The following is a 26,596-nucleotide window of genomic DNA, read 5'->3' on the forward strand; positions in this document are numbered from 1 at the left end:
CTCGATGATCACCCCCAGGCGCGCCGCGCGCGCGAACGGACGCATAGCCGTGGCCCTCCGGATCGTGTCCGCGATCCTGACGGGATCTCTCGTCACGCTGGGCGTCGCCTCGACTTTCGTCGCCGCTCGGCTGGCTCGTCGAGTGGTGACTCCCGCCGCACGGCTGGCGGACACCCGCATCCTCGCGCTCGACACGGCTGCGCAGACGATCACCCTGTCGCGCAACCCCGACACGTCGTTGCCGGGCAGGTACGGCCTCTTCACCTCCGGAACCGAGAGCTACCTCAAGCTCGGCACCGTGCTGGCGGAGACGGACACAGCCGTCACCCGCAAACTCCTCACGCATATCGACGGCGAAGCGCGACTCGACGCCGACGCCGCCTTCAGCGGCTGGTACTTCGATCGTCCCGAACAACTCCAGATCCCGTTCACGAACGAGGTCGTCGGAACCGCGATCGGGCCCTGTCCTGCCTGGCTCTTCCCCGCCGCCGAAGACACGGGCCGCTGGGTCGTGCAGATCCACGGACGCGGTTCTGCACGGTCCGAGGCGCTGCGCGCGGTTCCCGTTTTCCACGAACTCGGCTACACGTCCCTCGCGGTGTCCTATCGCAACGATGGCGAAGCGCCGCGCAGCAAGCAGGGCACCTACACGCTCGGCGCGACGGAATGGCGGGACGTCGACGCGGCGGTTTCGTTCGCCATCCGTCGGGGCGCACGAGAGATCATCCTGATGGGCTGGTCGATGGGGGGCCAGATCGCGCTCCAACTCGATCTCAATTCCGCTCATCGCGAGAAGATCGTGGGGCTCATCCTCGAGTCGCCCGCTATCGACTGGTCAGAGGTCTTGCGCTACCAGGCCGGCCTCTTGCACGTTCCCAAGCCCGTCATCTCGTTCGCCCTCGGCGCGCTCTCGTCCGACTGGGGAGCACCCGTCCGGGGACCGGGAGAGCGCATCCCGCTGGATCGGCTCGACATCGTCAGCAGAGCGGATGAGCTGAAGCATCCGATCCTCGTCCTCCACAGCGACGAGGATGGGTTCGTTCCCTCGGGCGGCTCCCATGCGCTCGCCCTCGCCAGGCCCGACCTCGTCACGCTCGAGGTGTTCAACACGGCCCGGCATACCAAGCTCTGGAATTACGACCAAGAGCGGTGGTCACGTGCCATCACCGATTGGGTCGAGGCGTTGGACCTCAAGGCCGCCGCAGGCGCAGGTAGCTGAAACCGGCTTCGTCCACAAGCATCCCCGCGACGGATGTCTGGGGGCTTTCATTGACACGGATGAACGGGCTCGGTGCGGGCCCGACGACGGGCGTCACCGTCACGCAGAGCTCGTCGATCACGCCTGCCTCGACGAATCGTGAGGCGAGTGTGGGCCCGCCTTCGCAGACCGCACGATCGAGATCGTGGGCGCTCAGGGCGTCGAGAATGGCTCGCGGATCGAGGTCGTCGCCGCCGGACACGGGCACGATCTCGGCATCAATTCTCTGGGCGTCTCGTTCTGCCGCGACGGCAGATGCACGCGCCTCCGGGCACACCAGCAGGATGCGTCCCGTGCGACCGCCCTCGCCATCCAGGCGATGTCCGTCGAGGCGACCTGTCGCGGTGACGATCGCCAGCGCGGCCGAGCGAGGTGCGAGGTACCCTTCGGCCCGGACGGTCGATGCGCCGACCACCACGACGTCCGCCGCCGCCCGGATGATGCCGAGGATCGAGCGATCCACTTGGCTCGTGAGGGTTTCGCTGGTCCCGTCCGACCCCACGGCAGAGCCCGTGAGGTTCGTGATCATGTTCAGACGTACGCGGTTGCCTGCGGCGGGCGCGTAGATGTTCTCCAACCACGCGCGCCCGTCGGCGGTCGAGACATCCGCTTCCGTGAGAGTGCCGGGAAGCAGCTCGGTCACCAGCACGGGCGTGCTCATGCCGCGAGTCGGGCGCGTACCTGGCGTTTCGCGCGGATCAGCATGCCCGTCATCCCGGCGATGCGCAGCGGCGAGACCGCCCGCGTGAGCCCGATGCTCTGCGGGAAGTCGTCGGGGATGGCCAGCATCTCTTCGGGCGTGAGGCCTGTGATGCCCTGCACGAGGATGCTGGCGAAGCCGCGCGTCGTCGGGGCCTCGCGTGGCGCTGTCGCATGCATCGCGACACGTCCGGTGTCGTCGACGTCGAGAATGATGTAGACCGGCGACTGGCACTCCGCGACGCGCTCGGCAAGCTCGGGATGTCCCTCGTACTTCTCCGGCACCGCGGGCAACTCGTTCGAGAACTCCAGCAGCAACTGCAGTCGCTCGGATTCGGGAAGTCCGAGAAAGTCCTCGCGGATCTCGGCGAGGGTGTCGGGAAGGTTGTCATCGCCCATCCCGAAAGTCTGCCACGCGTGTGTCGGAGACAGCCGATCAGGAGCGCGCGGGAACCTCTCCGGGCTCGGCGCCCGTCACGATCGGCACGCGCACCGCGCTGCCCCACTCGGTCCACGAACCGTCGTAGTTGCGTACGTCCTCGAATCCCAGCAGGTGCTTGAGAACGAACCAGGTGTGGCTCGAACGCTCGCCGATGCGGCAGTAGGCGACGACCGAGTCGCCGGGGGTCAGCCCGGCACCGGCGAGGTAGACATCGTCGAGTTCGGCGCGCGTCTTGAACGTGCCGTCCTCGGCGACGGCCTTCGCCCACGGCACGCTCTGCGCCGACGGGATGTGGCCGGCCCGCAGCGCGCCCTCCTCGGGATACGCGGGCGCCGAGGTGCGCTCGCCCGAGTACTCCTCCGGCGATCGCACGTCGATGAGCGGGTTGCCGAGGTGAGTGAGGACGTCCTCCTTGTAGGCGCGCAGCGTCGAGTCGTCGCGCTCGACGACCGGGTAGTCCGTGAGTGTGATGGCCGGGGCATCCGTCGTGATCGGGCGTCCCTCGGCGATCCAGCGATCACGACCGCCGTCGAGCAGGCGCACGTCTTCGTGACCGAACAACGAGAACACCCAGAGCGCGTAGGCGGCCCACCAGTTGTTCTTGTCGCCGTAGATCACGATCGTGTCGTCACGGCTGATGCCCTTCCGGCTGAGCAGCTCGGCGAAGCCCGCGCCATCGAGGTAGTCGCGCACGACCGGGTCGTTCAGTTCGGTGTGCCAGTCGACCTTGACCGCGCCCGGGATGTGGCCGGTCTCGTAGAGAAGCACGTCTTCGTCCGACTCCACCACGACGAGTCCGGGTTGACCGAGGTGCTGCTCGAGCCAGTCGCCGGTCACCAGGCGTCCGGGGTTCGCGTACTCCAAGAACTTCGGGTTCGACGCGTCGGTCTCGCTAGCCATCTGATGTCTCCTGTGTCTCGGTGCGTCCACCGCTTCTCGGGGGCGGGCGGCCGCTATGACGGGGATAGGGTTGAATCCGTCCTCAAGAACCCTAGATCGGCTCCCGGGGGCGCGCATTCTCAACGTCCGTATATGACACGTCTCCGTATGTGACAGATGCCGTCGCGGACGCCTCTTCTCACACACCCCAAGGACCGGATGTCTGCTTCGACCGCCACGGGCATCGTCCATCTTTCCGACCGTGAACCTGCGCTTTCCGGGGCTGAGATGGTCTCGCACCTCGTTCCGCCGCCGCAGTTCAATGAAGCGACATTCGACACCTACCGGGTCGATCCGGACTACCCCTCCCAGCAAGAAGCCAAAGAAACGTTGATCGCCTTCGCGGGACTTTCCGAGGCGCCGAAGCGCGGCGGATTCTTCTCTCGTGCGAAGAAGCTCCCCGAGGTGAAACCCGGCGTCTACCTCGATGGCGGCTTCGGCGTCGGCAAGACTCACCTTCTGGCCGCGATCTATCACGGGATGCGCGCACGCCGGAAGTATTTCGGCTCGTTCATCGAGTACACGGCGCTCGTCGGTGCGATGGGGTACAAGAACACGGTCGAGCTGTTCCGCGGGGCGGACCTGCTGTGCATCGACGAGTTCGAACTCGACGATCCGGGCGACACCATGGTCATGACACGGCTACTCGGTGAGCTCGTGGCATCCGGCACCAAACTCGCCGCGACCAGCAACACCCCGCCGAACGCCCTGGGGGAGGGGCGCTTCGCGGCGCAGGACTTCCTGCGCGAGATCCATGCGATGGCGGCGAGCTTCCAAACGATCCGCATCGACGGAGTCGACTACCGCCAGCGCAAACTGGACGGGCACGCCGAAGTTCTCACCGAAGCGGCCTACGAGTCGGCGATCGCGGATGCTTCGCGCACCGGCGTGGTCTCTAACGATGATTTCGAGGCGCTGGTGGCTCATCTGGCTCGCGTCCACCCCTCGCGCTATATCCGCCTGATCGAAAACGTCAACGTCGTCGGCCTCCGTGATGTCGCCCCGTTCACCGACCAATCGGCCGCTCTGCGGTTCGTGGCGTTCATCGACCGCGTGTACGACGCACAGGTGCCGATCCGCGCCACAGGCGCCGCTCTCGACACGGTCTTTCCAGATGAGATGCTCGCGGGCGGGTACCGAAAGAAGTATCTGAGGGCCGTTTCGCGCCTCATCGCCTCCACAGCGGCGTAAATACGGGGCCCTATTGGCCTATTCACCGTTTTCTGGAAGATCTGCGAAACGCGATGTTTACCGGGGAGGCCCCTCCGTAACCTCCTCGAAACATCGATCCCACCGCTGCCGTAACCATCCATCGACAGACTGGGGCCACCGCGGCGCATTCTGTACCCGAGCGTCTCGGACCCCCTGTTACACAACACATGGATGAGGTACTTCATGGATAGCGGCAATCTCGCCTGGTCCGTCACAGCGACGGCGCTGGTGCTCTTTATGACGCCGGGTGTGGCGTTCTTCTACGGTGGCCTCGTCAAAGCCAAGAGCGTCGTCAGCATGATGATGATGAGCTTCGGCGCGCTCGGCCTCGTCAGCGTTCTCTGGATCCTCTACGGATTCAACATGAGCGCGGTTGGCAGCACGTGGGAGTTCGCAGGCAACCCGTTCTCAGACTTCGGTCTCGGCTCGGCGGGCAGCGACACGCTCGTCGGCGCAACCTTCGGCGCGACGTTCGCGATCATCACGGTGGCTCTCATCTCGGGTGCCATCGCCGACCGTGCCAAGTTCGGCGCGTGGATGATCTTCGCGGGCATCTGGGCCACGGTCGTCTACTTCCCGGTCTCTGCTTGGGTCTGGGGTGGCGGCTGGATCATGGGTCTCGGTGAGACCTTCGGCTTCGACGCGAGCGTCATCGACTACGCCGGTGGTACCGCGGTACACATCAACGCGGGCGCTGCGGCTCTCGCGCTGGCGCTCGTGCTCGGCAAGCGCATCGGATTCCAGAAAGGCATCCACAAGCCGCACAACGTGCCGCTCGTCATGCTCGGCGCGGCGATCCTGTGGTTCGGCTGGTTCGGCTTCAACGCCGGCGCCGAGGGCACCTTCGCGCTTCTCGGGACCGAGGACTCGACGGTCGGTTTGATCATCGTCAACACCCTGGGTGCGACGGCAGCGGCCATCATCGGTTGGCTCATCATCGAGAAGATCAAGGACGGTAAGGCCACGTCGGTTGGCGCCGCATCCGGTGCTGTCACCGGTCTCGTCGCGATCACGCCGGCCTGCGCCAACCTGACGCCGGGCTGGGCGCTCCTGCTGGGTCTCGTTGCAGGTGTCATCTGTGCACTCGCGGTCGAGCTGAAGTGGAAGCTCGGCTACGACGACTCGCTGGACGTCGTGGGCATCCACCTCGTCGGTGGTGTTGTCGGAACTGTCTACCTCGGCTTCTTCGCGACCGAGACCGGCCTGTTCCTCGGTGGTGGGGCCGAGCAGCTGATCCTGCAGGTCGTTGCCGCGCTCGGTGTGATGATCTACTCGTTCGTCGTCGCCTTCATCATCGGCTTCGCAATCGAGAAGACGATCGGCTTCCGCGTCAAGAACGAGGATGAGATCGCCGGTGTCGACACCGCCGTTCACGGTGAAGAGGGCTACGCACTCGTCGACTAGTCGACGGGCACATCCCTTCTGACGAAGCGGGGCATCGCGAGCAATCGCGGTGCCCCGCTTCTGCGTGCCCGCGGTCGGTAGAGTTTCCGGATGACTGTGCGCAGAGGCTTCCTTGGCGCGCTGGGGCGACTCTTCCGTCGTCCCCTCGCACAGACCGGTTCGGGTCGCGCGCGCGCGGCAGACGCGACCCCGGGAAGCGCGGGTCCCTATGCGACGCGGGCGGTGGCGCCGCCACGCAATCTGGTGCTGCAGTATGCGCCGGACGCGGACGGTGCGCCCGACACCGGTGAGATCGTCTGGACCTGGGTGCCGTACGTCGAGAACGACGGCCGCGGCAAGGACCGACCGGTGCTGGTGCTTTCCCAGGCGCCGGGGCACTGGTTCTACGCCGTTCGGTTGACGGGCACGGCGCGCAGTGGCGACCCGGACTACCTGGCGATGGGGCCCGGTCCCTGGGATTCACGCGGACGGCCCTCATGGCTCGATCTGAGCAAGGTTTACGCCGTGCATGCACTCGGCATGCGTCGTGAGGCGGCGGCGCTGGACCGCGCCCGTTTCGCGAAGGTCGCGAGCGCGCTCCGGACGCGATACGGGTGGATAGTCGCGAAGTGAAGCCGCTGGAGCGGGAGAGCCTGAGATCACACGGAACGACAAAAGCCCCCGCGGTAACGGTAGCTTCTGTGGGCGATGCCGGACTCGAACCGACGACCTCTTCCGTGTGAAGGAAGCGCGCTACCAACTGCGCCAATCGCCCAAGACCATGAGGGTCGGTTCATGATGATACCGGATCGCGGCGGTCGCAACGGCACGCGCACCCCCGCCGACGCGGTGGGGGTGCGCGACCTCATCCCGAATGCACGACCTCCACACCGCCCGTGGGCCGTGCGCTCGAGCCGAGGTCGTCCACTCGCGGCTGAGCTGTGAGCACAGGGGCCCATGCGGTGCGAATAGCGCGGCGACACGCTTGGCATGGCGCTGGTTTGTCGACGCGTCGACGATCAGCTAAAGTCATTGAGGCGCCCCGCACGATGGGGGCCCACGCGGATGTAGCGCAGTTGGTAGCGCACAACCTTGCCAAGGTTGGGGTCGCGAGTTCGAGTCTCGTCATCCGCTCGAGTGCAGTGTTCTGTCCCGAAGAAATTCGGGGGAGTGCACGGCACGTGGGGTCAAACCACACGGTGGCGTGGCCGAGCGGCTAGGCACCGGCCTGCAAAGCCGTTTACACGGGTTCGAATCCCGTCGCCACCTCCAGAATGTCTCACAACTGAATTGCCTTGCACAGGCGCGATTGGCGCAGCGGTAGCGCGCTTCCCTGACACGGAAGAGGTCACTGGTTCGATCCCAGTATCGCGCACAGAGAAACCCCCGGATTTCCGGGGGTTTTTGCGTTTCCGCACCGACGGACACGCCGAACCGGCATATCTGTCGCGAGCCGCAGCGGACTACGTGCCGGTTCGCGACAGAAGTACCGGTTCGCGAGGCATGAGCGCCGCGCGGGGTTAGAGGAGGGCGAGCGGGACTACCGCGAGGCCCACGATGATCGGCGCGCCCACGAGGCCGAGCAGGACGTAGCGGCGCCACGGCACGTCCACCCCGAGCGCGTGCAGTCGCTGGTGCCAGAGCAAGGTCGCGAGTGATGCCCACGGCGTGATCAAGGGGCCTGCGTTGACACCGATCAGCAGTGCGGCAAGTCGCACCGGGGAGCCGGCGGTCGACTCGAGCGCGAGATACGCGGGCAGGTTGTTGATGACATTCGCCCCGAGCATCCCGGCGCCCGCGACCCGCCAGAGCGAGAACAAGTCCTCGCCGGTGCCCGTCAGCACAGCGAAGAGAGCGCCGGAGCCAAGCGCCTCGACAGCGCCGACCGTCAGGAACAAGCCCGAGGCGAACAGTACGAGCTGCCAGGGCACGAGTCCCACCCGCATCGTTCGTGGCGAACGCCAGACGAAGACGGCGCCGAGAACGACGGCCGCAGCGACGGCCGGGATCCAGGGTGCGATCCCCGACACGAGGAGCGGAAGCAGCACGGCGACGAAGATCCCCGCCGTGATCAACAGCGGATGATCGTGAACTCGGGGCAGGGGAGCGGTGCCGTACCGTCCACGGAGCCCCTGGCGGAAGAACAGACCGAGCAGGACGACGGATGCGACGATCGCCACCAGCGCGGAAGGTCCGAGAAGCGCGAGGAAGGCGATCGTGTCGAGGTCGCCGAGCCTGTGGACGGCCAGGAGGTTCGTGAGATTCGAGACCGGCAGGACGAGCGACGCGGTATTCGCCAGCCACACCGTCGCGAAGGCGAACGGCAGTGGATCGAGACGACGCGCACGAGCGAGCGCGATGACGACAGGAGTCAGCAAGACGGCCGTCGTATCGAGGGACAGGAATGCGGTCGCGATCACCGCGAGCAAAACGACGAGGATCCAGAGCACCCACGTCCGTCCCCGTCCGAGGCGCGCAAGGACGGATGCCGCGATGTCGAAGACTCCGGCAATCGACGCCAGTTCCGCAACGACCGTCACGGCGACGACGAACAGCAGGATCGGCCACACGCGGTCGAAGAGCTCGAACGCTTCGGCGGGCGGAAGAACCCCGCTCGCGAGTGCCACAGCACCGACCCCGAGCAGGATGGCGCCGGTGATCGCGAGCTTCACATGGTCCCTCTTGCGGCCTCGCGGAGCAGGCTCCGCTGTCTATGAGAAGACTCCCGTCAGCGCCGCTGTGCGCGAGCACGCATCCGATCGAGCTCGCATTCCCGTGCTTCGCGTGATGGGAGCGGACCGCGGTTCGGTTGGCGGAGACGCCCGGTAGAATCGACCCATGGATTCCCACGTCGCTGCATGGCTGCCTGAGCGCAGCGACGGGCGAACGCGGAACGCCTGAGCGGGCGGGACGCGCGGCGTCCGAAGCTGAGTAGCCTGGAATCCGAGCCACCCTGGAGAGTCCCCGTGACCGACGTCACCCCGTCATCCGACGTGTCGTACCCCGCCGACGGCTTTGCGCTGTTCCCCGATCGTTCCGTTGTGGCGCTGCGCGTCAACGGCGAGCTGAAAGACCTGGCAACGGAGGTCACGCAGACGGATACCGTCGAGCCCGTCACCATCGACAGCCCCGACGGTCTGTCCATCCTGCGTCACTCGTCCGCCCATGTTCTCGCCCAGGCGGTACAGCGCATCGACCCGCAGGCGAACCTCGGCATCGGCCCGCCGATCGAGGACGGCTTCTACTACGACTTCGGTGTCTCCGAGCCGTTCACTCCGGAGAAGATCAAGGCCATCACGAAAGAGATGCAGCGCATCGTTCGCGAGGGCCAGCGTTTCGTGCGTCGCGTGGTGACGGATGACGAAGCCCGGGCGGAGTTGGCATCCGAACCGTTCAAGCTCGAGCTCATCGACCTGAAGAGTGCGTCGACCGCCGCCGACGGCGCGAGCGTCGAGGTCGGCGCCGGTGAGTTGACGATCTACGACAACGTCGACCGCGACGGCGTGACGGTCTGGAAGGACCTCTGCCGGGGTCCCCACGTGCCCGGCACCCGCATGGTCGGCAACGGGTGGGAGCTCACCCGCATCGCCGCGGCGTACTGGCGGGGGAGCGAGAAGAACCCGCAGCTGCAGCGGATCTACGGAACCGCCTGGCCCACCAAGGATGAGCTCCGCGCCTACCAGGAGCGTCTCGCCGAGGCCGCCAAGCGCGATCACCGCAAGCTCGGCAAAGAGCTCGACCTGTTCTCGTTCCCCGATGAGATCGGCTCCGGCCTGTCGGTATGGCACCCGAAGGGTGGCATCATCCGCGGCGAGATGGAGCAGCACGCGCGCCGTCGCCACATCGCGGGCGGTTACACCTACGTCTACACCCCGCACATCTCCAAGGAAGACCTGTTTCTCACGTCGAACCACCTCGTGACCTATCGCGAGGGAATGTTCCCGCCCATCCGGATGGACGAAGAGCGCGACGACGAGGGCGCGGTCACGAAGCAGGGCACCGACTACTACCTCAAGCCGATGAACTGCCCGATGCACATCCTGATCTACAAGGAGCGTGCGCGGAGCTATCGCGACCTGCCCATGCGTCTTGCCGAGAACGGTACGGTCTACCGGAACGAACTCTCCGGCGCCCTGCACGGTCTGACCCGCGTGCGCGGGTTCACGCAGGACGACTCGCACCTCTTCGTGACTCCCGAGCAACTCGAGTCCGAAGTGACCCGCGTGCTGGATTTCGTCATCTCGATGCTGCGCGACTTCGGCCTCGAAGACTTCGAGCTTGAACTCTCCATGCGCGACGAAGAGAAGTCCAAGTGGATCGGCACCGACGAGTTCTGGGAGTACTCCACGAACGCGCTGCGTAACGTCGCGCTGGCTAGTGGTCTGAAGCTCACCGAGGTTCCCGGGGAGGCCGCGTTCTACGGCCCGAAGATCGACCTGAAGACGAAGGATGCGATCGGCCGCACGTGGCAGCTCTCGACCGTTCAGGTCGACCCGAACCTTCCCGATCGCTTCGATCTCGAGTACACCGGACCCGATGGCGAGAAGCACCGCCCGATCATGATCCACCGGGCACTGTTCGGATCGATCGAGCGCTTCTTCGCGATTTTGCTCGAGCACTACGCGGGCGCGTTCCCGCTCTGGCTGTCGCCCGTGCAGGTGGTTGGTATCCCCGTCGCCGAGGACTACGCGCCGTACCTCGACGACGTGATTGCGCGCCTGCGCGACCGCGACGTTCGCGCCGAGGTCGACAACTCGGACGACCGGATGCAGAAAAAGATCCGCACGCACACGACCGCCAAGGTTCCGGTGCAGTTGATCGTCGGCGAGGCGGATCGCGCGGGTGGCACGGTCTCGTTCCGGTTCCGCGACGGAACCCAGACCAACGGTGTGCCGGTCGACGAGGCCATCGAGCGGATCGCCGCGGCCATCGCATCGCACGCGCAGTTGTCGACCGCCGAGGACCTCGCGTGACGGACCCTTCGTCAGGCTCCGGGCACCGCCCTTCGTCAGGCTCCGGGCACCGCCCTTCGTCAGGCTCCGGGCACCGCCCTTCGTCAGGCTCCGGGCGCGACGACAGCACGCTCGCTGAGCCTGTCGAAGCGTCCGCGGACGAGTCCGACCTGATCGCGGCATCCCACCTCGCGGGTGTGCCGGACGAGTTCCAGCGTCTCTGGACCCCGCACCGGATGGCCTACATCCAGGCGGGGCCCGAGCCGCTGCGCCTCGATTGCCCGTTCGATGCCGCGCCCCAGATGAGCGACGAAGAGGGCTTGATCGTCGCGCGCGGGAAGACCGCCTACGTGCTCCTCAACCTGTTCCCGTACAACTCGGGCCACCTCCTGGTGTGCCCGTACCGTCACGTCGGCCTTTACGACGAGGCGACGCGTGAAGAGGTCGACGAGATCGCCGCGCTCACGCAGACCGGCATGCGCGTGCTGCGTGAGGTGTCGAAGTGCGACGGCTTCAACATCGGCATGAATCAGGGCCGCGTTGCGGGTGCCGGGGTCGAAGGGCACTTGCACCAGCACATCGTGCCGCGGTGGGCGACGGATGCGAACTTCTTCCCGATCATCGCGCGCACCAAGGCACTCCCGCAGTTGCTGGGCGACGTTCGTCGCGCGATCGCGGATGCCTGGAGTGTTTGACTCCTCCACAGGAGTACCGCGCAGTCCTGTTTCCACGCCTTGACCCTCGTAGGACCGAAGGCGGGGTGTCGCGCCCTAGCGTGTGCAGATGATCATCGACTCGGGTTGGGACTTCCTTTCGCTCGCTCAGCTGCGCTGGCCGGAAGATATCGGAAGAGGTGATCGTCAGTTTGTGGTGTTCGGCGATCACCATTGGTGGTTCTGCGGGGTGGCCGATGTGTTTGCTGATCGATGGGCTAACCCCGGCGAGTGGGTCGACGAGGTATTGAGCACTGTCGACTCGGACCTGGTGCGCTACATCGCCGTCGTTCTCGAGTCGGTGAACACATCGCTCGACTATTCGCTCGATGCGTACCCCTTCGATCGGTTACTTCACACCAAAGCGGCTGAACGCGGGATCCATCACATGGGCTGCTATTTCATTGGCAACGAGTACTGGTCAGCCACGGGCCCTATGAAGACATTCGCTACGTACGTTGGAGCCGAGCAATATCCAACTGTCGTGGTGGAGGCGGCGACCACCTCGCCCGGAACGAGTGCGTTGCATGCATAATGCAAGCATGGCCAACGTGTTGATCCGAGATCTGCCCGAGTCCGTTCATCGCGAACTGACCCTTCGCGCTTCGGAACGGGGGCAGTCGCTCCAACAGTTCCTAACGAGCGAACTGACGCGCCTCGCGCAAACGCCAACGCTGGAATCGGTCTTCACTCGAATATCCGCGCGGACGACCGGCAAGGTCGGGCTGGAGCAGGCGGTAGAGGATCTCAAGGCCGGACGCGCAGATTGATCGTCGTGGATGCGAGTGTGCTGGCCAATGCACTCGCCGACGATTCGGATGACGGGGAACGGGCGCGCGCCCGTCTCCTCGCCGAAGACCGACTCGTCGCGCCGGAACTCATCGATGTGGAAGTGGCGTCGGTCTTTCGCCGGAGGTGGCTCGCGGGCGATCTCGACGACGAACGCCTCGCTGAAGCGATCGACGATCTTGCCATCGTGGGACTCCAACGGATGCCGATGCGGCATCTCATAAACCGCGTGATCGATCTGAGACGCAACGTGACGCCGTACGACGCCGTCTACGTCGCCCTCGCCGAGATGCTCGGTTGCCCGTTGCTCACCGGGGATCACCGACTGGCGCTCGCTCCCGGCCCGCGTTGTGAGATCGAGGCACTTACCTCGCGACGGCGGCCCGGCCGTTGAGCGAGCACAGCGAGTCGAAACGCATCAGCGGACGCGGGTGACCTCGAACTGCAGGCGCGGGTTCGCGTAGAACTCCTGCGACTCCACGAGCTGCAGCTCACGCTCGCCCGACTCGTGCGTGCGCTGCAGCAGGTCGAAGACGCTCGACACCGTTCGCGCGAGCGCGTCCGCCGCGTCGCCGGTGCGGAGGTAGTGCGCGGTGAACAGCGCGGCCGTCACATCGCCCGAGCCGTTCGCCTTCATCGGGAGCAGCGGCGTCTGCACGATCCAGGCGCCGACGTCGTTCACGACGAGCATCTCGATCGTGCCGGGCTCACGATCGGGACGCTCGACGCTCGTCACGAGGACGGTGCGTGGTCCCATTCCGCGGGCCAGGTCAGCCGAGACGAGAGTCGATTCGAGCGTGTCCGGTTCGGTGCCGGTCAAGAATCCCAGCTCGAACTGGTTCGGTGTGACCAGATCGGCAGCCGGAACGACACGCTCGCGCAGCAGGACGGGAATCGCCGGGGCGACGAAACATCCGGACTTCGCGTTTCCCATCACGGGATCGCACGCATAGATCGCGTCGGGATTCGCCGCCTTCACGCGCGCCACGGCGTCGAGGATCACGTCGCCGATGCCCTCGCCACCCTGGTAGCCCGACAGCACGGCGTCGATCTGCGGAAAGACGCCGCGTTCTTCGATGCCGAGGATCACGTCGCGCACGTCGTCCGGGCTGATGAGTGGCCCGCGCCACGCGCCGTAGCCGGTGTGGTTGGAGAAGTTCACGGTGTAGACGGGCAGCACCTCCACTCCGATGCGTTGGAGGGGAAACACCGCGGCGGAATTGCCGACGTGGCCGTAGGCGACGGCGGACTGGATGGAGAGCACCTTCATCGGACGATCATCCCATCCCGTCGTTGGTGGAGAGTTCCTGCACGGCCGCGCCGAGGTCGGCGGCCAGTCGCTCAGCGTCGGCATCCGGGAGGGCGTGCACGGTGAGTCGGAGGTGGTGTGCGGCCGCGGGATCGCCCAGCACGAACTCGTCGCCGGTGCGGACGAGCCAGCCCCGCTCCTGCATTCTCGCCGCGATGCGTGCCGCCGGTATCGGCAACGGCACCCACAGGTTGAGACCATCCGCATGGGCGCAGGAGATGCCGACGGCCCTGAGCCGGTCCGTGAATGCGGCGTTCCGCTCCGCATAGTGCGACGCAGCAGCAGAGATCGTCTCGCGTGCTTGCTCATCCGTCACGAGCGACAGCACCAGACGCTGCAGCAGATGACTGACCCATGTCGTGCCGGGACTCAACCGCAGTGCGAGACGCTCGGCGGTGTGCGGGTCTGACGCGACGATCGCGAGGCACATGTCGGGTCCGAGAAACTTCGACACCGAGCGGACGAGCGCGAACCGTTGATGCTCCGGTCCGACCAACGAATGGAAGGGCTCGCTGGAGAGCAGGGAGAAGTGATCGTCCTCGATGATCAGGACGTACGGATGCTCGGCAAGCACCCCGCGCAGCTGTTCCGCTCGCTCCGCGCTGAGGCTCGCGCCGGTCGGGTTCTGCGCGCGGGGTGTGCAGACCACAGCGCGCACGCCCTGCTCGAGCGCGGCGCGAAGGCCCTCGACCGTCATCCCCTCGTCATCGATCGGCACCGGCACGGCGCGGTACCCGCCGAGGCGCACCGTATGGATGCTCGCGAGAAAACACGGGTCTTCGAGAGCCACGGGATCGTCGCGGGTGAGCGCCTGCGCCAGGATGCGCTCCACCGCATCGACCGCACCGCTCGTGACCGTCAACCGGTGCGGCCGATCACCGAGGTCGCCACGCATCCAGGTCCCGGCCCATGCCGCGAGACCGGGATCGATCACGGGTTCGCCGTACAGGATCGGACGCCCGGCCATTGCGGAGAGCGCTGCGGACGGATCGGGGATGAAGCGCGGATCGGGATTGCCCGTGCCGACGTCGCGGAGCGAGCCGCGCTCAGCAAACCCCTCCTGAGCGACGGGCGCTCGTTCGACGACGCGGGTACCCGCGCGTCCGCGCGTGATGATCAAGCCGGCGCCGGCGAGCTGTCGGTAGGCGGCCATGACCGTGTTGCGATTGACGCCGAGCTCATCGGCGAGTGTTCGTACGGGCGGGAGCAGGTCGCCCGGTGCGAGGTCTGAGCGCTCGAGCAGGGCGCGCACACTCTCGGCGATCTCGGTCGCGGAGCCGCCACTGATCCGTTGTGCCACCTGCATCCTCTGTTCGAGCCTCGACCGTATCAAGCTCATGCTATCTTTTGGCCTATGCCAAACCGGGCGGCACCCGATCCGTCCCGTTGCACAGCGAAAGGATCCCACCCGTGACCTCTCCCACCACCGGTTCGTCACGCGTCAAGCGCGGCCTCGCCGAGATGCTCAAGGGTGGCGTCATCATGGACGTCGTCAACGTCGAGCAGGCGAAGATCGCCGAGGACGCGGGCGCCGTCGCCGTCATGGCGCTGGAGCGCGTACCGGCCGACATTCGCGCTCAGGGTGGTGTTTCGCGCATGAGCGACCCCGACATGATCGACAGCATCATCGCCGCCGTCTCGATTCCCGTCATGGCGAAGGCGCGCATCGGGCACTTCGTCGAGGCGCAGGTCCTGCAGCAGCTGGGCGTCGACTACATCGACGAATCCGAGGTGTTGTCCCCGGCCGACTACGTCAACCACATCGACAAGTGGGGCTACACGGTGCCCTTCGTCTGCGGTGCGACGAACCTGGGTGAGGCACTCCGTCGCATCACCGAGGGTGCGGCCATGATTCGCTCCAAGGGAGAGGCCGGAACCGGGGATGTCTCGGAAGCCACCAAGCACATCCGCACCATCTCGGGCGAGATCAATCGCCTGAAGTCGCTGACGAAGGACGAGCTCTACGTCGCCGCCAAGGAGCTGCAGGCGCCTTACGACCTCGTGGCCGAGGTCGCCGAGACCGGCAAGCTTCCGGTAGTGCTGTTCGTCGCCGGTGGTGTCGCAACACCCGCGGACGCGGCCATGATGATGCAGCTCGGTGCCGACGGCGTGTTCGTCGGCTCAGGCATCTTCAAATCGGGCAACCCGGCCGAGCGCGCCGCAGCGATCGTGAAGGCGACGACGTTCTACGACGACGCCCAGGTCATCGCGGATGTCTCGCGCGGGCTGGGTGAAGCCATGGTCGGGATCAACGTGTCTGACCTGCCGGCCCCGCACCGCCTCGCCGAGCGCGGCTGGTAGCCAGACGTCGTATGCAGAGCACACCCCGTGTCGGAGTGCTCGCGATCCAAGGTGATGTTCGCGAACACGCTCACGTTCTCACGCAACTCGGCGCACACGTCACGCTCGTGCGTAGACCCGCAGAACTTGCGGCGGTCGACGGTCTCGTCCTGCCGGGCGGCGAGTCGAGCGCGATCGACAAGCTTTCGCGTGCGTTCGGGATGCAGCAGCCGATCCGCGACGCGATAGCCGATGGCATGCCGATGTATGGCACCTGCGCGGGACTCATCCTGCTGGCGGATCGCATCACCGACGGGATCGTCGGGCAAGAGACGTTCGGCGGACTCGATGTGACCGTGCAGCGGAATGCATTCGGCGGCCAGTCCGAATCATTCGAGACGGATCTGGATGTCGCGGTGCTCGGAGATCCGCCCGTGCACACCGTGTTCATCCGGGCTCCGCTCGTGGTGCAGTACGGGCCCGGCGTCGAGCCTCTCGCGTCCCTCGCGGACGGTGGAGTGGTCGCCGTTCGGCAGGACAACCTGCTCGGCACGGCTTTTCACCCCGAGGTGTCGGGGGAGCATCGCTTCCACCAGCTCTTTCTGGACTCGGTCCGAGCGCACGCCTGACCCGCGGGATAGCCTGGCGGAATGTCGGATTGGGTGGCGCTGCTGCGCGGAGTGAACGTGGGCGGGATCACGATCCGCAGCGCCGACCTCGTCGACGTGTTTCGCGGCCTCGGGCTCACGAATGTGCGGACGATTCTCGCCAGCGGCAACGTCCTGTTCGACTCGGCGAACCCCGAGACGGAGCTCAAGGCACGCATAGAATCAGCTCTCGAAGAGCGGTTCGGCTACGACGCCTGGATTTTGTTGCGCACACCTGCCGAGATCGGGCGGGTGATAGATGAGTTCCCGTTCGAGATCACGCCCGATCGGCAGCCGTACGCGATCTTCTGCCTCGATGGGGCCACCCGCGAAGAGCTCCTTGCCGACGCGGCATCCCTGGATGCAACGACTGACCCGGTAGCGGGAGGGTCCGGACTCATCTATTGGTCACCCGCGGCGGGCTCCTCCACCGACACGACATTCGCCAGGGCGATTGCACGCAAGTCATATCGAGCGCGCACGACCAACCGCAACCTTCGGACGTTGCAGAAGATCATCGCGTAGGGAGTTCGGTTCGGGATGCGGCGGCACCGTAAACTGGGGGGATGTCCGGCCATTCCAAGTGGGCCACGACCAAGCACAAGAAGGCGATCATCGATTCGCGCCGTGCCAAGTCGTTCGCCAAACTCATCAAGAACATCGAAGTCGCCGCCAAGATGGGCGGCGCCGACATGTCGGGCAACCCGACACTGGTCGACGCGGTCCAGAAGGCGAAGAAGACTTCTGTTCCGAACGACAACATCGACCGCGCTATCAAACGTGGCGCAGGTCTCACCGGTGAGTCGATCGAGTACACGACGATCATGTACGAGGGTTACGCCCCGAACGGTGTCGCTCTGCTGATCGAGTGCCTGACCGACAACAAGAACCGGGCTGCGGCCGAGGTGCGCACAGCGATGACGCGCAACGGCGGCACGATGGCCGATCCGGGCAGCGTCGCGTACAACTTCCATCGCAAGGGCGTCATCGTCGTGTCCTCCGACAGTGCGAGCGAAGACGACGTGATGCTCGCGGTGCTCGACGCGGGCGCCGAGGAGATCGAGCCGCACGGTGACGGGTTCGGAGTGATCACCGAGGCGACCGATCTCGTGAAGGTCCGGTCGGCGCTGCAGGATGCCGGAATCGACTACGAGTCCGCCGACGTCGAGTTCGTGCCGAGCCTCAAGGTCGAGGTCGACGCCGAGACTGCACGTAAGGTCTTCCGTTTGATCGATGCGCTCGAAGACAGTGACGATGTGCAGAACGTCTACTCGAACTTCGACCTGACCTCCGAGGTTCAGGCCGAGCTCGAGAACGACGAGTAGGGCGCGCCTGGACGTCTGGGCCGGCCCGCACGCATAGCGTGGGGGAGTGCGCACCCGATCCCTCCGCGTGCTCGGTATCGACCCCGGGCTGACGCGTTGCGGCATGGGGGTCGTGGATGTCGCGCCGGACCGGTCCGGTCGGCTCGTCCACGTCGGCGTCATCCGATCATCGCCGGACATGCCGCTGCCTGAGCGTCTCGCGGTGATCGCCGCGGGTATTCGTGCGGTACTCGACGAGCACAGCCCGGATGTCGTCGCGGTCGAGCGTGTTTTTGCACAGCACAATGTGCAGACCGTGATGGGCACGGCTCAGGCGAGTGGGGTCGCGCTGTTGCTGGCGGCCGAGCATGGACTGCCCGCCGAGACCCATACACCGAGCGAGGTCAAGGCGGCGATCACGGGGTACGGCTCGGCCGACAAGCGTCAGGTCCAGACCATGGTTGCGCGCGTGCTGCGGTTGGACGCCCTTCCACAACCGGCGGACGCAGCGGATGCGTTGGCTCTCGCTCTCTGCCACGCGTGGCGTTCCGGCGACGCGGTCGCCGGGCGGGGGGCGACGCCGTTGACACCGGCTCAGCGTGCGTGGGCCGACGCCGAACGTCTGGTCCGCACATCCCGTTAGTCGTTGATCGACCACATCCGTCGCTGGGACGCCGCGTGTCGCTCGAACATACCTACGATGATTCGAGCTAGGATCGCCACATGATCTCGTCACTGCGCGGTGTCGTGCTGCATGCCGGTGTGGACTCCGTTGTGATCGAAGTCGGCGGTGTGGGCCTGAGTGTCGCCGTTCCCGTCGATGTCGCACGCTCGGCTCACGCGGGCCAGACCCTGGCGCTGCACACGAGCCTGATCGTCCGTGAGGATTCTCTGTCGCTCTTCGGCTTCGAAACGCGTGAAGAGCTCGAGCTGTTCTCGCTGCTCTTGCAGGTCACAGGCGTCGGACCGAAATCCGCGCTCGGTGTCCTGTCGCAGCTGACCGCAGAGCGCATTGCCGAAGCCGTGCACGCGGAAGACGACGCCCCCTTCCGCAAGGTCTCGGGTATCGGACCCAAGACCGCCAAGCTCATCGTCCTGCAGCTCTCGGGCAAGATCGCGCCGGTCGCATCGCGCTCGCCCTCGTTCTCCGCGCCCAGTTCGGACGTATTGACGCAGGTCGCACAGGCGCTCGTCGGACTCGGCTGGCAGGAACGCATCGCCACCGAAGCTGTCACGACGGCGGCCGAAGAGGCAACGGACGCCGACCGTGCCAGCGTGTCGGCCCTCCTGCGCGTGACGCTTGCGGCGCTCGGCCCCGCACGACAGGGAAGTACCCGTGGCTGACTCTCCTTCGGGCGACGACGCGTTCCGCGAGGTCGACCCGGTGGCCGAAGAATCGGAATTGGCCATTGAGGGCGCCCTGCGGCCCGGGTCGCTCGCCGATTTTGTCGGCCAGCCGAAGGTGCGCGGGCAGCTCCAGCTCTTGCTCGATGCCGCGCGTATCCAGCAGCGTCCGGCCGATCACATTCTGCTTTCGGGCCCGCCGGGCCTCGGCAAGACGACCCTGGCGATGATCGTTGCGCACGAGAGCCAGCGGCCCCTCCGTCTCTCGAGCGGTCCCGCGATCCAACACGCCGGCGACCTGGCCGCTCTGCTGTCGAGCCTGACGCCCGGAGAGGTCCTCTTCATCGACGAGATCCATCGGATGGCTCGGTCCGCAGAAGAGATGCTCTATCTCGCGATGGAGGATTTCCGCATCGACATCATGGTCGGAAAGGGTGCCGGAGCCACGAGCATCCCGCTGGATCTTGCACCTTTCACGCTGGTAGGTGCCACGACGCGGTCGGGTCTGCTGCCGAACCCCTTGCGGGACCGATTCGGCTTCACCGGGCATCTCGAGTTCTACGAGGCATCGGACCTCGAGCGCGTCATCGGGCGGTCATCGAAAATGCTCGGGGTCGATCTCAGCCCGGAGGCCCGGGCAGAGATCGCGCTGCGCTCGCGCGGGACACCGCGAATCGCCAACCGATTGTTGCGGCGTGTGCGGGACTTCATGCTGGTGCACTCGGAAGAGGGCGACCTCGCCGCGGTACGGTCCGCGCTCGAGTTGTACGACGTCGACTCGATCGGTCTCGACCGCCTCGACCGCGCCGTGCTCGATGCGCTCGTGTTCCGCTTCGGCGGCGGGCCCGTCGGGCTCAGCACTCTCGCAATCGCGGTGGGCGAAGAATCCGAGACCGTCGAGAGTGTCGTCGAGCCCTATCTCGTGCGCATCGGCTTTCTGGGCAGAACGCCACGGGGCCGTGTGGCGACGCCCGCGGCATACGCCCATCTGGGCGCTCCCCAGGCGCAGGGCGCGCTCAGACTCGATGACCTATAATCGCTGAAGGCTTACGCGCCTCTCTTGTCGTATGCCCTCAATCGCGCCGTGCGCCCCCGAAAGGCACCTTTCTTCATGGACATCCTGCTCATCGTCGTCCTGGTCGGCTTGCTCGGCTTCATGTTCTGGAACTCGCGTCGACGGATGCAGCGGGCCAAGGTCGAGCAGGCCGAGAAGGCCCGTCAGACGGTCCCCGGCGCCGAGGTCCTGCTGCAGGGTGGCCTGTACGGCACGATCGTCGAGTTCGATCCCGAAAACCTCGACCAGCCTGCTCTGATCGAGATCGCCCCCGGCGTCGAGATCAAGGTGCACAGCCAGGCGATCCTGCGCGTGGTCGATCCCGATGAAGGCGTCGTCAGCGAGGACGAGTTCATCGATGCCGAGGCATCCGAGGCCGAGTACATCGCGGGCGTTGCAGATGGCGAGATCTCGTCACTGAGCGACGACCACAAGGCCGAGCTGCGAGCCCAGGCCGAGTCCGATCAGCGCGCGGCCGAGCGTAAGAACAACCCCGAGGCCTGACCTGCCCCGCGTGGCCCCCTTTTTTCTTCGAGAAAGCTGAGCCCTGGTGGCGACTTCTTCACCTGTCCGCCATGCCTGGCGGGCACTGATCGGCCTGCTGGCGATCATCGGTATCCTCTTCGGCATCAACGCGCTCGGCGTGTACGTGTTCCAACAGAGCACATGGGCGCCCGAGCTTGCGCTGGACCTGCAAGGCGGTACCCAGATCATCTTGGCGGCGCAGACCGAGGACGGCGCGGCGCCGACCACGGAGCAGCTCGAGCAGGCTGTCACGATCATGCGCCAGCGCGTGGATGCCTCTGGTGTCGGTGAGGCGGATGTGGCGACCGAGGGTGGCCGCAACATCGTCGTGCAGATTCCGGGCAACGCGGACGAAGAGACGCGCGAGCGGATCCAGGCGAGCGCTCAGCTTCAGTTGCGTCCGGTGATCTTCACGGGCAGCCCGGCCACCGAGTTCGTCGGCGAAGACGGCGAGGCCACGCCGTATCCGACTCCGGATCCGGCGCTGCCGTCCACCCCGTCCACCGAGCCGTCGAACGCGAGCGACCCTGCGTGGGTCACAGAGGCCTTGCAAGCTGAGTTCCTGGCCTACGACTGCGCCAACGAAGACAACGACCCGGCGAACGCCCCGGCCGACCAGCCGCTCATCACGTGCGAGACGGACGGCAGCGTCAAGTACATCCTCGGCCCTGTCGAGATCGACGGCACGGCGATCGATGATGCCACCTTCGGGCTCGACACGACCAGCAACCAGTGGACGGTGCAGCTCACTCTCGATGCCGAGGGCACAACGGTCTTCGGTGAGGTCAGTCAGCGACTCTTGGGTGCCACCCCACCGTTGAACCAGTTCGCCTTCGTGCTCGACGGCAACGTCATTTCGGCCCCGTCGATGGAAGGTCTGATTCTCGACGGTCGGCCGAGCATCAGCGGAAACTTCAACCAGGAGAGCTCGAAGGCTCTCGCTGATCAGTTGAAGTACGGTGCTCTGCCGCTGAGCTTCACGGTCGTGAGCTCCGACACGATCTCGGCGACCCTGGGTTCGCAGCAACTCCAGATCGGTCTGATCGCGGGTCTCATCGGCCTCGCACTCGTCGCCCTGTACTCCCTGATCTCGTATCGAGCACTCGGCTTCGTCATCATCGCCTCGCTCATCGTGATGGGCGTGCTGACCTACGTGATGCTCTGCATCCTGTCGTGGCGCATGGGCTTCCGCCTCTCGCTCGCCGGTGTCGCGGGATTGATCGTGACCATCGGATTCACGGCGGACTCGTTCATCGTGTACTTCGAGCGAATACGCGACGAGTTGCGCGACGGCAAGAGCATCACCGGAGCCGTCGAGGACGGTTGGGCGCGAGCCAAGCGCACGATCTACATCTCCAAATCGGTCAACATCCTGGCCGCCGTCGTGCTCTACATCCTGGCGGATGCCACGGTGAAGGGTTTTGCTTTCACGCTCGGGCTCACGACGTTGATCGACATCCTGATCTTCGTGATCTTCACGCACCCGGTCATGCAGCTGCTCGCCCGGACGCGGTTCTTCGGCCAGGGACATCCGCTTTCCGGCCTCGATCCGACGGCGCTCGGGGCGGTTTACCACAGCCGCTCAGAATTCCGGGCACCCGTCGCAATCGAGGGCACCAAGGCGAAACGGCTCGCTCGGTCGCGCGGTGAGGCGGAGCGCCGCCAGACGATCGCGGAACGCAAGCAGGCAGAGATCGCCAGCTCGACGAAACCCGCACCGAAGAACCCCGGAGGAAACGACTGATGCGCTCCATGAGCCAATTCGGCAACGACCTCTACACGGGCAAGCTGTCCGTACCTTTCGTCCCGCGGCGTCGGCTGTGGTTCATCGTCGCCATCGTGCTGATCATCGGTTCCGCGGTGGGTCTGCTGGCCAAGCCGCCGCAGTTCTCCATCGAGTTCACCGGTGGGTCGCAGTTCACCGTTTCGGGGCTCGAGCAGCCAGACCAGCTCGTCGCGACCGATGCCGTGCGCACGGTCGTGCCGGACGCGACCACCAAGGTCACGACGATCGGTGGCACCGCCATCCGGGTCCAGACCGACCAGATGAGCGCGGACGACACGCTCGCTGTCAGCGCCGCCCTCGCGACGGCCTACGAGGTGCCGGCCGAAGAGGTCACGACCTCGTTCATCGGCCCGACCTGGGGCCAGGATGTCACGCGACAGTCACTCTGGGGATTGGCGATCTTCCTCGCACTGACCTTCCTGATCCTCGCGATCTACTTCCGAACGTGGAAAATGTCGGCGGCAGCGATTCTCGGTCTGGTCGACGTGCTCGTGATCACGGTCGGTGTCTACGCTTTCGCGGGATTCGAGATTTCTCCCGCCGCGGTGATCGGATTCCTCACGATTCTGGGCTATTCGCTCTATGACACGACGGTTGTCTTCGACAAGATTCGAGAGAACACGACCGAGGACGGACTCACCACCGGCCGTACCTTCGGCGAGTCCGTCAACCTGGCCGTCAACCAGACGCTCGTGCGCTCGATCAACACCTCCGTCGTCGCGGTACTGCCCGTCGCGGCGATCCTCTTCATCGGTGCTCTGTGGCTCGGCGCCGACACGCTGAGTGACATCTCGCTTGCGATCACGGTCGGCATCATCGTCGCGGCCTACTCGACGCTGTTCGTCGCCGCACCTTTGTACTCACTGTTCCGCGAGGGGGAGCCGCAGTTGCGTGAGCGCGACGACCGCGTCCGCGCAGCCCGAGATCTCGCCGCGGTGGACAGCTGAGCGGAACGTGCGTGCCGCCGGTCAGTCCCGCGGGCGGGCGTAGGATGGTCCGATCCGGCGGGGTGGTGCCACACCGCGTTATCGAGGCGGGGAAGGGCGCAGCATGACCGAAACGCTGCCCCCGGCACCCCAAGCTTCGAGCCTTCGCCGGCTGGTTCCCCGCATCTTCTCGCGTTCGACGCGGCGCGGCGGGGTCGAGCACCTCATTCGCACCGTGCGCGCCAATCACCCCAAGGGTGACTTCGCCCTGATCGAGCGCGCCTACGTCGTTGCCGAGCGCGCGCATCAGGGTCAGCTACGCCAGAGCGGCGAGCCCTACATCACGCATCCCGTCGCGGTTTCGCAGATCCTCGCCGAGCTCGGTCTCGGGCCGAAGGCGATCGCGGCCGCACTCCTGCACGACACCGTCGAAGACACCGCGTACAGCCTCGATCAGCTCTCGGCCGACTTCGGTGACGAGGTCTCGATGCTCGTCGACGGAGTCACGAAACTCGACAAGGTCAAGTACGGCGACGCGGCTCAGGCCGAGACCGTCCGCAAGATGATCGTCGCGATGTCCAAGGACATCCGGGTGCTCGTCATCAAGCTCGCCGACCGTCTCCACAATGCGCGCACCTGGGGTTTCGTGCCGCCCGCGAAGGCGCAGAAGAAGGCCACCGAGACCCTCGAGATCTACGCCCCTCTCGCGAATCGCCTCGGTATCCAGGCGATCAAGGCCGAGCTCGAGGACCTGTCGTTCGCGGTGCTTCATCCGAAGCTCTACGCCGAGATCGAGAGCCTCGTCAAACAGCGCACACCGCAGCGCGAAGAATACGTCGACAACGTCATCGGCTCGGTCGAGGAAGACCTGCGAGAACTGCGGATCCGCGGACGTGTCGCGGGACGTCCCAAGCAGCTCTATTCGGTCTACCAGAAGATGGTCGTGCGTGGACGCGAGTTCGACGACATCTACGACCTGATCGGCATCCGCGTCCTCGTCTCGACGGTGCGGGATTGCTACGCCGTGCTCGGTGCCATCCACGCCCGTTGGACGCCTATCCCGGGGCGGTTCAAGGATTACATCGCGACCCCGAAATTCAATCTGTACCAGTCGCTCCACACGACCGTGATCGGTCCAGGTGGGCGCACGGTCGAGATCCAGATCCGCACGAACGAGATGCACCAGCAGGCCGAATACGGTGTTGCGGCGCACTGGAAGTACAAGGAGCGGGTCAACGGCGGTAAGCCCGACCCGAAGGCCCAGGACGCCGATATGGCGTGGCTGGCGCACATCTCGGACTGGCAGGCCGAGACCGCCGATCCGGGCGAGTTCCTCGACTCGCTGCGCTACGAGATCGGCGCAAAAGAGGTCTACGTCTTCACGCCGAAGGGGCGCGTCATCGGGCTGCCGGCCGAAGCGACCCCGGTCGACTTCGCCTACGCCGTGCACACCGAGGTCGGTCACCGCACCATGGGTGCCAAGGTGAACGGGCGCCTCGTGCCCCTCGATTCTTCCCTGTCGTCCGGCGATGTCGTCGAGGTCTTCACCTCGAAGAACCCCGATGCCGGGCCCAGCCAGGACTGGCTGAGCTTCGTCAAGAGCACCCGCGCCCGCAACAAGATCCGTGGATGGTTCACGAAGGAGCGCCGCGAAGAAGCGGTCGAGCAGGGCAAGGAAGCCATCGCACGCGCGATGCGACGACAGAACCTGCCCCTCCAGCGCCTGATGAACCAGGGCTCGTTCGGCGAAGTCGCGCACCAGCTGCGTTATGAGGATGTCTCGGCGCTGTATGCGGCGGTCGGCGAGGGGCACGTCTCGACGCAGTCCGTTATCGAGAAGGTCACGGCCCTCGTCGCGACCGAGGAAGACACCTCGACCGGTCCCGTCGAACTGCCGCACCTCGGTCGGCCTCGCACGCCGCGGTCAAACGACACGGGCGTGCTCGTGCGCGGTGCTGCCGACATCCTCGTCAAACTGGCCAAGTGCTGCACGCCGGTGCCCGGGGACGACATCATCGGCTTCGTCACACGGGGCAGCGGGGTCTCGGTGCACCGCACCGACTGCCCCAACGTCGACGCGTTGACCGCGGATCCCGACCGCATGATCGAGGTCTCATGGGCGCCGACGACCAAGGGCATCTTCCTGGTGCAGATCCAGGTCGAGGCGCTGGATCGCTCGGGCCTGCTCTCAGATGTGACGCGCGTGCTGACCGAGCACCATGTCAACATCCTGTCGGCGACGGTCGCGACCACGCACGAGCGACTCGCGCTCAGCAAGTTCGTTTTCGAGATGGGCGACATCGTGCATCTCGACCGTGTGCTGAACGCCGTGCGCCGGATCGACGCCGTCTACGACGTGTACCGCGTCACGACAGGCTGACGACGAGCCGGGTTGCCTCCGGATCGAGCGGCCCATCGAGCGCCTTATCGAGGTGACGTTCGAGCTCGCGTCGGGCGGCGTGGGAACCTGGAAGCCGCGTTGCGGAGTCGATTCGCGAGATGGCTTCCCGGGGATCGACCAGCCCCGCGCCGATCATTGCGCCGACGACGGAGTTAGCCCGCTCGCGATTTTCGGGATCGCGGATGCGTCGGGCGACGTCGATCAGCGTACGCAGCGGTGACGTGACGAGCACACCCCCGACATCCGACACGTCCTGATCGTCGATGCCGATGTCGTGAAAGATCGCGCGGCGGTCGATGAGATTTCCGACCCGATGCGCAGAGCCTCGCATGACGCTGTGCCGCGATGGTGGTTCATGCAGCGCGCCGTATATCCACGCGGCACTCCACGAACCGACCACGAGGCGGGTTCCGCAAATCGATCGGAGCGATGCCGCTCGGGTCGCGGTGCTTTCGACAGCGTCCGCGGGCATGTACCCCTCGCCGATCTCGACGACGTCCCCGTCAAGGCGTGCTGCCGAGAGCTCGGCTACCGAAAGCCGCTCACCGGGAAGGTAGATCAGTGGCCAGGGCATGCGATCGATTGAATCGCACGCCCCGAGTGCTCACGCGTGACGCGGGCACATCTGTGGAC

At 65.8% G+C, this 26,596-nt stretch carries 27 protein-coding genes and 4 tRNA genes; 23 read left to right on the forward strand and 8 right to left on the reverse strand.

What is annotated here, in order from left to right:
- Window positions 1-4 precede the first annotated feature (4 nt).
- Entirely contained in the window at window positions 5-1,219 is a 1,215-nt protein-coding gene (locus tag ACXZ1E_RS00450) for an alpha/beta hydrolase family protein (RefSeq protein ID WP_458041532.1), read from the forward strand.
- Here ACXZ1E_RS00450 and ACXZ1E_RS00455 read toward each other — a convergent pair.
- From ACXZ1E_RS00455 to ACXZ1E_RS00465, 3 genes are read right to left on the reverse strand one after another with little or no spacing between them, the layout of a single operon-like run.
- A complete protein-coding gene (locus ACXZ1E_RS00455) occupies window positions 1,191-1,919 on the reverse strand; it encodes a dihydrofolate reductase family protein (RefSeq protein ID WP_458041533.1) in 729 nt (242 codons plus the stop codon). The genes ACXZ1E_RS00450 and ACXZ1E_RS00455 overlap by 29 nt on opposite strands.
- Window positions 1,916-2,356, reverse strand: a complete 441-nt coding sequence (locus ACXZ1E_RS00460) for a SufE family protein (protein ID WP_458041534.1) — start codon at window positions 2,354-2,356, stop codon at window positions 1,916-1,918. Before ACXZ1E_RS00460 ends, ACXZ1E_RS00455 begins: the two co-directional genes overlap by 4 nt.
- A gap of 37 nt (window positions 2,357-2,393) precedes the next feature.
- Window positions 2,394-3,299, reverse strand: coding sequence for a sulfurtransferase (locus tag ACXZ1E_RS00465; protein WP_458041535.1), 906 nt, complete (start codon window positions 3,297-3,299; stop codon window positions 2,394-2,396).
- A gap of 198 nt (window positions 3,300-3,497) precedes the next feature.
- Here ACXZ1E_RS00465 and zapE point away from each other — a divergent pair, with 198 nt between their 5' ends.
- From zapE to ACXZ1E_RS00480, 3 genes are all read left to right on the forward strand, one after another.
- On the forward strand, window positions 3,498-4,529 hold the full coding sequence (zapE, locus tag ACXZ1E_RS00470) for a cell division protein ZapE (RefSeq protein WP_458041536.1): 1,032 nt from the start codon (window positions 3,498-3,500) through the stop codon (window positions 4,527-4,529).
- Window positions 4,530-4,733: 204 nt separating this feature from the next.
- Complete coding sequence (locus tag ACXZ1E_RS00475) at window positions 4,734-5,954, forward strand: ammonium transporter (protein WP_458041537.1); 1,221 nt, start codon at window positions 4,734-4,736, stop codon at window positions 5,952-5,954.
- A 90-nt stretch (window positions 5,955-6,044) separates the two neighbouring features.
- Window positions 6,045-6,566 carry a type II toxin-antitoxin system PemK/MazF family toxin gene (locus ACXZ1E_RS00480; RefSeq protein ID WP_458041538.1) on the forward strand — a complete coding sequence of 174 codons (522 nt, stop codon included), beginning with the start codon at window positions 6,045-6,047 and terminating at the stop codon, window positions 6,564-6,566.
- Between the two features lie 69 nt (window positions 6,567-6,635).
- On the opposite strand, the gene ACXZ1E_RS00485 is transcribed toward ACXZ1E_RS00480, so the two are convergent.
- Window positions 6,636-6,708, reverse strand: a tRNA-Val gene (locus ACXZ1E_RS00485).
- A gap of 286 nt (window positions 6,709-6,994) precedes the next feature.
- Here ACXZ1E_RS00485 and ACXZ1E_RS00490 point away from each other — a divergent pair.
- The 3 genes from ACXZ1E_RS00490 to ACXZ1E_RS00500 all read left to right on the forward strand — a co-directional run bounded on the left by ACXZ1E_RS00490 (window position 6,995) and on the right by ACXZ1E_RS00500 (window position 7,308).
- A tRNA-Gly gene (locus ACXZ1E_RS00490) sits at window positions 6,995-7,067 on the forward strand.
- Window positions 7,068-7,131: 64 nt separating this feature from the next.
- Window positions 7,132-7,205, forward strand: a tRNA-Cys gene (locus ACXZ1E_RS00495).
- 31 nt (window positions 7,206-7,236) lie between these two features.
- Window positions 7,237-7,308: transfer RNA gene (locus tag ACXZ1E_RS00500), tRNA-Val, on the forward strand.
- A gap of 145 nt (window positions 7,309-7,453) precedes the next feature.
- On the opposite strand, the gene ACXZ1E_RS00505 is transcribed toward ACXZ1E_RS00500, so the two are convergent.
- A complete protein-coding gene (locus tag ACXZ1E_RS00505; protein WP_458041539.1) occupies window positions 7,454-8,605 on the reverse strand; it encodes an SLC13 family permease in 1,152 nt (383 codons plus the stop codon).
- A 294-nt stretch (window positions 8,606-8,899) separates the two neighbouring features.
- On the opposite strand from ACXZ1E_RS00505, the gene thrS reads away from it, so the two are divergent.
- From thrS to ACXZ1E_RS00530, 5 genes are all read left to right on the forward strand, one after another.
- Window positions 8,900-10,906 (forward strand): threonine--tRNA ligase, encoded by a 2,007-nt coding sequence (thrS, locus tag ACXZ1E_RS00510; RefSeq protein WP_458041540.1) that lies wholly within the window; start codon window positions 8,900-8,902, stop codon window positions 10,904-10,906.
- Complete coding sequence (locus tag ACXZ1E_RS00515; RefSeq protein WP_458352007.1) at window positions 10,903-11,580, forward strand: HIT family protein; 678 nt, start codon at window positions 10,903-10,905, stop codon at window positions 11,578-11,580. The genes thrS and ACXZ1E_RS00515 overlap by 4 nt, the downstream gene beginning before the upstream one ends.
- Before the next feature lie 88 nt (window positions 11,581-11,668).
- Window positions 11,669-12,133, forward strand: coding sequence for a hypothetical protein (locus ACXZ1E_RS00520; RefSeq protein WP_458041541.1), 465 nt, complete (start codon window positions 11,669-11,671; stop codon window positions 12,131-12,133).
- A 7-nt stretch (window positions 12,134-12,140) separates the two neighbouring features.
- Window positions 12,141-12,368 carry a FitA-like ribbon-helix-helix domain-containing protein gene (locus tag ACXZ1E_RS00525; protein WP_458041542.1) on the forward strand — a complete coding sequence of 76 codons (228 nt, stop codon included), beginning with the start codon at window positions 12,141-12,143 and terminating at the stop codon, window positions 12,366-12,368.
- Window positions 12,369-12,373: 5 nt separating this feature from the next.
- Window positions 12,374-12,781, forward strand: a complete 408-nt coding sequence (locus tag ACXZ1E_RS00530) for a type II toxin-antitoxin system VapC family toxin (RefSeq protein ID WP_458041543.1) — start codon at window positions 12,374-12,376, stop codon at window positions 12,779-12,781.
- A 24-nt stretch (window positions 12,782-12,805) separates the two neighbouring features.
- Here the strand turns inward: ACXZ1E_RS00530 and pdxY are convergent, their stop codons facing one another.
- Window positions 12,806-13,657 carry a pyridoxal kinase PdxY gene (pdxY, locus tag ACXZ1E_RS00535; protein ID WP_458041544.1) on the reverse strand — a complete coding sequence of 284 codons (852 nt, stop codon included), beginning with the start codon at window positions 13,655-13,657 and terminating at the stop codon, window positions 12,806-12,808.
- A gap of 7 nt (window positions 13,658-13,664) precedes the next feature.
- Window positions 13,665-14,996 (reverse strand): aminotransferase class I/II-fold pyridoxal phosphate-dependent enzyme, encoded by a 1,332-nt coding sequence (locus tag ACXZ1E_RS00540; RefSeq protein ID WP_458352008.1) that lies wholly within the window; start codon window positions 14,994-14,996, stop codon window positions 13,665-13,667.
- A 110-nt stretch (window positions 14,997-15,106) separates the two neighbouring features.
- Here ACXZ1E_RS00540 and pdxS point away from each other — a divergent pair, with 110 nt between their 5' ends.
- The 11 genes from pdxS to ACXZ1E_RS00595 all read left to right on the forward strand — a co-directional run bounded on the left by pdxS (window position 15,107) and on the right by ACXZ1E_RS00595 (window position 25,942).
- The gene (gene pdxS, locus ACXZ1E_RS00545) at window positions 15,107-15,997 is read left to right on the forward strand and encodes a pyridoxal 5'-phosphate synthase lyase subunit PdxS (RefSeq protein WP_458041546.1); all 891 of its coding nucleotides are present in this window, start codon (window positions 15,107-15,109) and stop codon (window positions 15,995-15,997) included.
- An 11-nt stretch (window positions 15,998-16,008) separates the two neighbouring features.
- Window positions 16,009-16,605, forward strand: a complete 597-nt coding sequence (gene pdxT, locus ACXZ1E_RS00550; RefSeq protein ID WP_458041547.1) for a pyridoxal 5'-phosphate synthase glutaminase subunit PdxT — start codon at window positions 16,009-16,011, stop codon at window positions 16,603-16,605.
- Between the two features lie 21 nt (window positions 16,606-16,626).
- Window positions 16,627-17,148, forward strand: a complete 522-nt coding sequence (locus ACXZ1E_RS00555) for a DUF1697 domain-containing protein (RefSeq protein ID WP_458041548.1) — start codon at window positions 16,627-16,629, stop codon at window positions 17,146-17,148.
- Between the two features lie 41 nt (window positions 17,149-17,189).
- Window positions 17,190-17,948: a YebC/PmpR family DNA-binding transcriptional regulator gene (locus ACXZ1E_RS00560; protein WP_458041549.1), complete on the forward strand. Its 759-nt coding sequence runs from the start codon at window positions 17,190-17,192 to the stop codon at window positions 17,946-17,948.
- Window positions 17,949-17,994: 46 nt separating this feature from the next.
- Window positions 17,995-18,570: a crossover junction endodeoxyribonuclease RuvC gene (ruvC, locus tag ACXZ1E_RS00565; RefSeq protein ID WP_458041550.1), complete on the forward strand. Its 576-nt coding sequence runs from the start codon at window positions 17,995-17,997 to the stop codon at window positions 18,568-18,570.
- An 80-nt stretch (window positions 18,571-18,650) separates the two neighbouring features.
- Complete coding sequence (gene ruvA / locus ACXZ1E_RS00570; RefSeq protein ID WP_458041551.1) at window positions 18,651-19,271, forward strand: Holliday junction branch migration protein RuvA; 621 nt, start codon at window positions 18,651-18,653, stop codon at window positions 19,269-19,271.
- Window positions 19,272-19,311: 40 nt separating this feature from the next.
- A complete protein-coding gene (gene ruvB / locus ACXZ1E_RS00575) occupies window positions 19,312-20,307 on the forward strand; it encodes a Holliday junction branch migration DNA helicase RuvB (protein ID WP_458352099.1) in 996 nt (331 codons plus the stop codon).
- 48 nt (window positions 20,308-20,355) lie between these two features.
- On the forward strand, window positions 20,356-20,829 hold the full coding sequence (locus ACXZ1E_RS00580; protein WP_458041553.1) for a preprotein translocase subunit YajC: 474 nt from the start codon (window positions 20,356-20,358) through the stop codon (window positions 20,827-20,829).
- A gap of 46 nt (window positions 20,830-20,875) precedes the next feature.
- A complete protein-coding gene (gene secD, locus ACXZ1E_RS00585) occupies window positions 20,876-22,594 on the forward strand; it encodes a protein translocase subunit SecD (protein ID WP_458041554.1) in 1,719 nt (572 codons plus the stop codon).
- Complete coding sequence (secF, locus tag ACXZ1E_RS00590; protein ID WP_458041555.1) at window positions 22,594-23,583, forward strand: protein translocase subunit SecF; 990 nt, start codon at window positions 22,594-22,596, stop codon at window positions 23,581-23,583. Before secD ends, secF begins: the two co-directional genes overlap by 1 nt.
- A gap of 103 nt (window positions 23,584-23,686) precedes the next feature.
- Complete coding sequence (locus ACXZ1E_RS00595) at window positions 23,687-25,942, forward strand: RelA/SpoT family protein (protein ID WP_458041556.1); 2,256 nt, start codon at window positions 23,687-23,689, stop codon at window positions 25,940-25,942.
- On the opposite strand, the gene ACXZ1E_RS00600 is transcribed toward ACXZ1E_RS00595, so the two are convergent.
- Window positions 25,929-26,537: a type IV toxin-antitoxin system AbiEi family antitoxin gene (locus tag ACXZ1E_RS00600; RefSeq protein WP_458041557.1), complete on the reverse strand. Its 609-nt coding sequence runs from the start codon at window positions 26,535-26,537 to the stop codon at window positions 25,929-25,931. The two genes, ACXZ1E_RS00595 and ACXZ1E_RS00600, sit on opposite strands and share 14 nt — an antisense overlap.
- Window positions 26,538-26,596 lie beyond the last annotated feature (59 nt).

The organism is Pacificispira sp. HM-600 (genome assembly GCF_977993705.1).